This window comes from Patescibacteria group bacterium (assembly GCA_041665585.1).
GTDB lineage: Bacteria > Patescibacteriota > Gracilibacteria > JAHISY01 > JAHISY01 > JAHISY01.
This window is the reverse complement of the sequence record JBAYIN010000003.1, coordinates 163265-169390: the sequence shown is the minus strand read 5'-3', so window position 1 is coordinate 169390 and position 6126 is coordinate 163265. Positions and strand designations below refer to the sequence as shown.

The window sequence follows — 6126 nt, the reverse complement described above, 5'->3', positions numbered from 1 at the left end:
TTCGCTCGTCGAATCAAAAATCTCTCAATCACTCATTCTTCAATCCTCGGATTGCTGAATGAAATCAGCACTGGAGCCAAAAACAAAAATAGCTCAGCCAAATAGGTCGAGCTATTTTTGCGTTAAAATAGTTCCGTCTAAATTTTAAAAATGAAAGTCCTCAAATTTGGCTCGCCGAGTTGTGTCGGCTGTATCACGATGAAGCCGCGTTTTGCGGAGATTGAAAAAGAAAATCCCTGGCTCGTGACCGAATTCATCGATGCCGATGTCAGTCCGGCATTACTGACGCAGTGGGGCGTGCACGAAATTCCTGAGTTTATTTTCCTCGACCGAAATGGCGCAGAGATTGAAAGGATGGCAGGCATCATTGAGAAGGAAATTATTCTTGCGAAAATTAATGAATTGCGCGACCGCTGATTTTTCGGCAAAATTCTCTCAGTTTAATTCTTGCCCATGCCTAAGACTGAAGTGAAAGATCTCAAAGCAAAATTCGCTAAGGCTCCCAAACGGCAGAGGCAGATTTTAATCGGTGCTGCGGTCACCTTCGTTGCGACATTTTTGCCGTGGTCGTCCGTCTCGATGGGCATGCTCGGCGGCTTCAATTACAACGGCTGGCATGGTATTGGTTTGCTCACGGTCTTGGCGTCGGCCGGCTTGATCTTGCTTTGGCTCTTGCCGCTCTTCGGCGTCAATTTGAAACTTCCGATTCCGGATGCCGATTTACAAAAATATTTGGCACTGGCGATGCTGGCTGGCCCCTTGCTCTGGTTGCTCCAATCCGGTTTTGGTTTTGCTTATCTCGGACTTGGTTTCTGGTTGGCACTCATAGCGAGTGGTCTCACGCTGGCAATTTTTTTCCAAAAAACGCAACGGTGAAGTGCTTGGATTGACGAGCTAAAGATCTTGCAAATTGCGTAATCGTCGTTCTTTCGGCAAAATTCGCTCAGATTAATTCTTTTGCATGATTGCCATCAAGAATCTCAAAGATAAGTTTGTTAAAACTTCCCAAATCCAAAAGCAAATTTTATTGGGAGCGGTCTTGGCTTTTGCTTCGACTTTTTTACCGTGGTCGTCGGTCTCCATCGGCATGCTTGGTGGCTACAATTACAACGGTTGGCACGGTTATGGCAGGATTACGGTCGTGGCTTCGACTGCTTTAGTTTTACTTTGGTTGTTGCCGCGCTTTGGTGCGGAGCTGAAGTTGCCAATCCAAACTTTCGAATTGCAAAAATACTTGGCGATGGCGATGTTGGCCGGTCCCTTGCTTTGGTTGCTGCAGTCGAACTTTAGTTTTGATTATTTGGGTTTTGGTTTTTGGACTGGTTTGATCGTGAGTGGTTTCACTTTGGCAATTTTTTTTAAAAAAAATAAAATCGTACAACCGCCCGATCTTCAAGCAAAAAATTAAAGCCTTAGAAGATTGCTTAGTCGGCGATTTTTCGGCAAAATCCGTGAGCTGCCACCCTCGCGGAGAGGTACTCAAGTGGTTGAAGAGGCGGCTTTGCTAAAGCTGTAGGCGGGCGCAAGCTCGCGCGAGGGTTCGAATCCCTCCCTCTCCGCCAATTCATAAAAACAGACATTCGAAAAAATTTTCGCTTAAAATTAGCACATGGGAAAAATTAAGATTTTATATTGCATTCTCGCAGTCTTGGTTGGCGCTTTTTTGTTTATTTATGGCGGATTTGATGACAGTCCTGGCTGTCAGCTGCTTGGCTTACTGGTGATTATTGCGGGCATTGTTGGTTTGGTGAAAGGAAGAAATAAAATTTCTCGATTGAAATAATCATGAAGTTGGCGCGCTCAGGTGGTCGAGATTGATTCGAATTTTTTTCAAATCCAAATCCCTATTTCGCAAAATCCGATAATCGTCGTAAAATTTTTTCGATGTCTGCCCATCCGCTGTACCATCTCCGCCGCCGCAAAAATTTAACCAAGTCACCGCGACCGCTGCTTTCCGAAAAAGGAGTGCGCATCCTCGACCGCATCGTGCTGGTCGCCTCGGTGCTCGGACCGATTTTCACGCTGCCGCAGATTTACAAAATTTACGCGCTCCAAGACGCCGAAGGTCTTTCGTTGATTTCCTGGGGAAGTTACTTGGCTTTCAATTTCCCAATTTTCGCCTACGGTCTCGTCCACCACGAGAAGATGATTGCGCGCATGTATTTGCTTTGGATTCTCGCGAATGGCGCGGTCGTCGTGGGGATTTTGCTCTTCGGTTAAGTTACCTTTTCGGATTTCCGGCGTAATAAATTCAGATGCAGACTGTCGAAATCGAACTTATCGCGCGTATTCAAAAAGGGGAGCTGGAGCTTTTTGCGGAAATCTACGAGCTTTTTGCGCAAAAAATTTACGCCTTCATTTTTTACAAAACTTTTCATCGTGAGACAGCGGAGGATCTCACTTCGCAAACTTTCACGCGCGCGTTGGAAAAAATCCGTTCTTTCGATTCGCATAAGGGCAGTTTCAATTCCTGGATTTATGCCATCGCGCGCAACTCAGTTATCGATTTTTACCGTACGAAAAAAGACTCCAAAAACATTGACGATGTTTTTGATCTCGCGAGCGAGACCGATGTCTCGGCTGAGTTCGATTCTCAAGCAGAGTTCACGGAGATTCGCGCGGCCTTGCGAAAGATCTCGCCGCGCCAGCGCGAAATAATTTTGCTGCGGATTTGGGAAGGGCTGAAGTTTCGCGAAATCGCTGAAGTGCTCGGTAAATCTGAGGCGGCGGTCAAAATGGATTTCGCGCGTGGGCTCAAAAGCCTAAAAAAAGAAATCGTCGTCGCGCTCTTATTGTTCCCTTTAACTTTCTGAAATGTCCAAAATTCTTGATGAAATTGTTGCCGACTTGATTTCACTCGATCCTGAGTTCGCGAAGATCGAAAAAGAAATTCGCGTACTGGCGCAAAAAATGCTCGCGGCGAAGCCGCACTCAGAGATTGATGCGAGTTTCAAAAAAAGGCTAAAAAATGAGTTGCTAGCGCGCGCTCGGCAATTCAAAAGCCCTCCACCTAAATTATCTTTTAATCCCTTCAGAATGCAAAAATTTTTCTACTCCCTCGCGGGAGCAGCGGTCGCGCTTGCCGTTTTATTTGGCGTTCAAAATTACGACCGTGTTATTTCCTCAAGCGATTCAGTCGCAAAATTCACAGTTCAATCAGTCGCTCCGCGCGCGTTCGGTTCACTCGCTGGTGGCACGGGTGCAGTGCCAGTTGCTGGTCGCGGTGGTGGCGGGGCAGCGCTGACAGCTGATTCCAAAATCGCGCCCGATTTCGAGACCTACAAATATGTGTACAGAGGCACGCTCAATTTGCCGGGCGGTGAAGTCGAAGTGCTTCGTCGCGTTAAGAATTCCGCGGCGACGGCGAGTCTCGCGAATTCGCTCGCCAAATTCGACTTTGGTTTGCTCGACCTGAGCACACTGCAAGATGCTCAAGTCCAAAATTACAACATCGTCGAGAATCGTGATTTTGGTTATGCGGCGTTCGTCAATTTCGAAGATGGCAGTGTTTCGCTCAATCAAAATTCACTCAAATGGCCGAATCCTTATCTTGATTGTACTGCGCCGGATTGCTACGAAAGCCTGCGACTTGGTCGCGCGGATATGTTGCCGGATGCACAAATTCTCGCCGCGGCTCATGAGCTCATCAGCCAGTTCAAGGTGAATTTGAAAAACTACGGTGCGCCTGAGATTGGCTATGCTTGGCAAAGCGAATTGGCGCGCTTCACGGGAGCCGAGAGCGATTTTTATTTTCCTGAATCCGCTACCGTCATTTACCCGCTCCAAGTGGAAAATAAATTTGTCTACAATTCAAGCGGGGATAAAGAGGGTCTCAGTGTGAATGTCGATCAGCGCAGTGGTCGCGCGACGAATCTGTACGGACTTGCCACGCAAGATTACGAATCTTCGCAATACGCGGCAGTCACTGACGAAGCACTCTTCCGCAAATTTCTCGAACGAGGCGGTTTGTGGTGGGGCGGTTATTTGTCTGAGGGCGCGAATGTCGTCGAGATCGAGCTTGGTCAGCCAGAGCAAATTCTGCTGAAATACTGGAATTATGCCAACGGCGCGAATGAGGAATTGATTCTGCCAGCACTGCGTTTTCCCGTCATTTCCCAGAATCCCAACATTTATCAAAAATCAGTCGTCGTTCCGCTCGTCGCCGAAATTCTCGAGCAGCAGGATCTGCTTCAGCCGCCGATTTTGTTTCGTGGCGAAAGCGCGGTGCTTCTCGAAACTCCAGAAATTGGAACTGAAGCAGTCAAAGACGAGTCCGAGCCGAGTAATGCGGAGAGCGCCAATTCCACGACTTTGCGCTGAACGAATTTTCAAATTTACGGAATCTACAAACAAGTTAACCCACCACCTAGGTGGTGGGTTAACGATGGTAAAAAACTAAAACGCTTGAAGTTTCAGTGCGGATAGGTTGGAGCCTCAAAATTATTTCGTAAATTACGAGACTTGAAAATTCGAAAATTTTTCGCCGCTCAAGTCTAAAAGCAGTTTCGAGATTCGCGTAAGTAAATTCATTTGTCCTTCCGGATTTTCGTGGCGCGGTCGATGAAGAGCATGCCGTCGAGGTGGTCGATTTCGTGCTGAATCGCTCTCGCATTTAGCCCTTCGAGCTCGAGAATTCTCGTCGCACCATTCTCGTCCAGAAATTTCACCGTCGCTGTCGCGAAGCGCTCGACTTCGCCGACGACGCCCGGCAGTGAGAGGCAGCCTTCGTCGTCGCAAATCGTCGCGACGCTCGCATCGAGAATTACCGGATTTACGAGCGCGACCGTCTGCCACTTCTTTTTATCAATCCGTAAATTCAAGACGACGATGCGCTCATTCACGCCGACCTGCGGCGCGGCGAGTCCGACACCATCTTTCGCGAGCATCGTCTCGGCCATCGCTTTCAGAAATTTCTTTAGCTTTTTATCGATCTGCGAAACCGCCACGGATTTCTGCCGCAAAATCGGATTCTGCTCGCCGGTTTCAATCTTCAAAATCATTTCCGCCAAATTAAATAAGCTCGCAAAAATTCCTCGATTTCGCCGTCCAAAACTTTCTCCGGGTCGTGCGTCTCGCAGCCGGTGCGCGCGTCTTTCACTCTTTTGTCGTCCAAAACATAGCTGCGAATCGTGTCGCCGCCGAAATCCGCTTTCAAATTTTTCCCGCGCAGTTGCGCTTCCTCCGCTTCGCGCTCTTCGATTTTCCGCTCCGCCAATTTGCTGCGCAGGATTTCGAGCGCGCATTCTTTGTTTTGGTGTTGGCTCCTTTCATTCTGACAGCTCACGACGATGCCGGTTGGCAGGTGCGTGAGGCGCACGGCAGATTCCGTGCGATTCACATGCTGACCGCCCGCGCCACTCGCGCAAAAAGTATCGACGCGGAGATCTTCAGTTTTGATCTCGACCGCGTTGTCGTCCGTGATGAGCGGCAAAATTTCGACTTTCGCGAAGCTCGTCTCGCGCGAATGCGCCGAATTAAACGGACTGCGCCGCACGAGTCGATGACCGCCTTTTTCACCCTTCAGAAGTCCGAAGACATTTTCGCCGCGCAGCTCGACCGTCGCCGAACGCAGACCGGCTTCTTCGCCCTCCGACTTTTCGAGAATCTGCGTTTTCCAGCCTTTTTTCTCAGCGAAACGCAGATACATCCTGAGTAGCATCGCCGCCCAATCCGCGGCATCGACTCCGCCCGCGCCGACCTTGACCTCGAGGATGGCATCGCCGGCGTCGTATTCGCCGCTGAGGAAAAGTGTCGTCTCGGCTTCTTTTAATTTTTGCTCAAACGCCGCCGCCTCGCTGCGAATTTCTTCGACCGACTTCGCATCGTCCTCATTCGTCAGCGCGACCAGCTCGAGCAGGTCGGCGTGCTGTGACTCGAGTGCTTCCCAGATGGCGACGGTTTTTTTCAGATTCGCGAGCTTCTGGGAAATCGCCTGCGCGCGCGTCGAATCACTCCAAAAATCCGGCGCGTTCATCGCACTCTCGAGTTCGCCAATTTGCTCGACGAGTCGATCATTTCGCACTCGGCTTTTGCCTTCCAAAATCAGCGCTGTCGAATCGTGAAGAATTTTCTTGATGTTTTGCATAGAGAAAGGATAAAGGAAAAACGATAAAGGATAAAGCTAAG

The 6126-nt window shown here is 49.1% G+C and carries 9 protein-coding genes and 1 tRNA gene; 8 read left to right on the top strand and 2 right to left on the bottom strand.

Features of this window, described 5'->3' with window-relative positions; genetic code table 11:
- The first annotated feature begins 150 nt into the window (after positions 1-150).
- The 8 genes from WCV72_03055 (at position 151) to WCV72_03020 (ending at position 4320) form a co-directional block, all read left to right on the top strand.
- Positions 151-417 (top strand): thioredoxin family protein, encoded by a 267-nt coding sequence (locus WCV72_03055; protein MFA6458341.1) that lies wholly within the window; start codon positions 151-153, stop codon positions 415-417.
- A 36-nt stretch (positions 418-453) separates the two neighbouring features.
- On the top strand, positions 454-876 hold the full coding sequence (locus WCV72_03050) for a hypothetical protein (GenBank protein ID MFA6458340.1): 423 nt from the start codon (positions 454-456) through the stop codon (positions 874-876).
- Positions 877-961: 85 nt separating this feature from the next.
- The gene (locus WCV72_03045; protein ID MFA6458339.1) at positions 962-1408 is read left to right on the top strand and encodes a hypothetical protein; all 447 of its coding nucleotides are present in this window, start codon (positions 962-964) and stop codon (positions 1406-1408) included.
- Between the two features lie 61 nt (positions 1409-1469).
- Positions 1470-1562: transfer RNA gene (locus WCV72_03040), tRNA-Ser, on the top strand.
- Positions 1563-1609: 47 nt separating this feature from the next.
- Positions 1610-1783, top strand: coding sequence for a hypothetical protein (locus tag WCV72_03035; GenBank protein ID MFA6458338.1), 174 nt, complete (start codon positions 1610-1612; stop codon positions 1781-1783).
- 101 nt (positions 1784-1884) lie between these two features.
- Positions 1885-2220, top strand: a complete 336-nt coding sequence (locus tag WCV72_03030; GenBank protein MFA6458337.1) for a PQ-loop domain-containing transporter — start codon at positions 1885-1887, stop codon at positions 2218-2220.
- A 35-nt stretch (positions 2221-2255) separates the two neighbouring features.
- Positions 2256-2813: a sigma-70 family RNA polymerase sigma factor gene (locus tag WCV72_03025; protein MFA6458336.1), complete on the top strand. Its 558-nt coding sequence runs from the start codon at positions 2256-2258 to the stop codon at positions 2811-2813.
- A 1-nt stretch (position 2814) separates the two neighbouring features.
- The gene (locus tag WCV72_03020) at positions 2815-4320 is read left to right on the top strand and encodes a hypothetical protein (GenBank protein ID MFA6458335.1); all 1506 of its coding nucleotides are present in this window, start codon (positions 2815-2817) and stop codon (positions 4318-4320) included.
- Between the two features lie 206 nt (positions 4321-4526).
- On the opposite strand, the gene def is transcribed toward WCV72_03020, so the two are convergent.
- Complete coding sequence (gene def, locus WCV72_03015; GenBank protein ID MFA6458334.1) at positions 4527-5000, bottom strand: peptide deformylase; 474 nt, start codon at positions 4998-5000, stop codon at positions 4527-4529.
- Complete coding sequence (gene prfB / locus WCV72_03010) at positions 4997-6085, bottom strand: peptide chain release factor 2 (GenBank protein ID MFA6458333.1); 1089 nt, start codon at positions 6083-6085, stop codon at positions 4997-4999. The genes def and prfB overlap by 4 nt, the downstream gene beginning before the upstream one ends.
- Between the last annotated feature and the right edge of the window lie 41 nt (positions 6086-6126).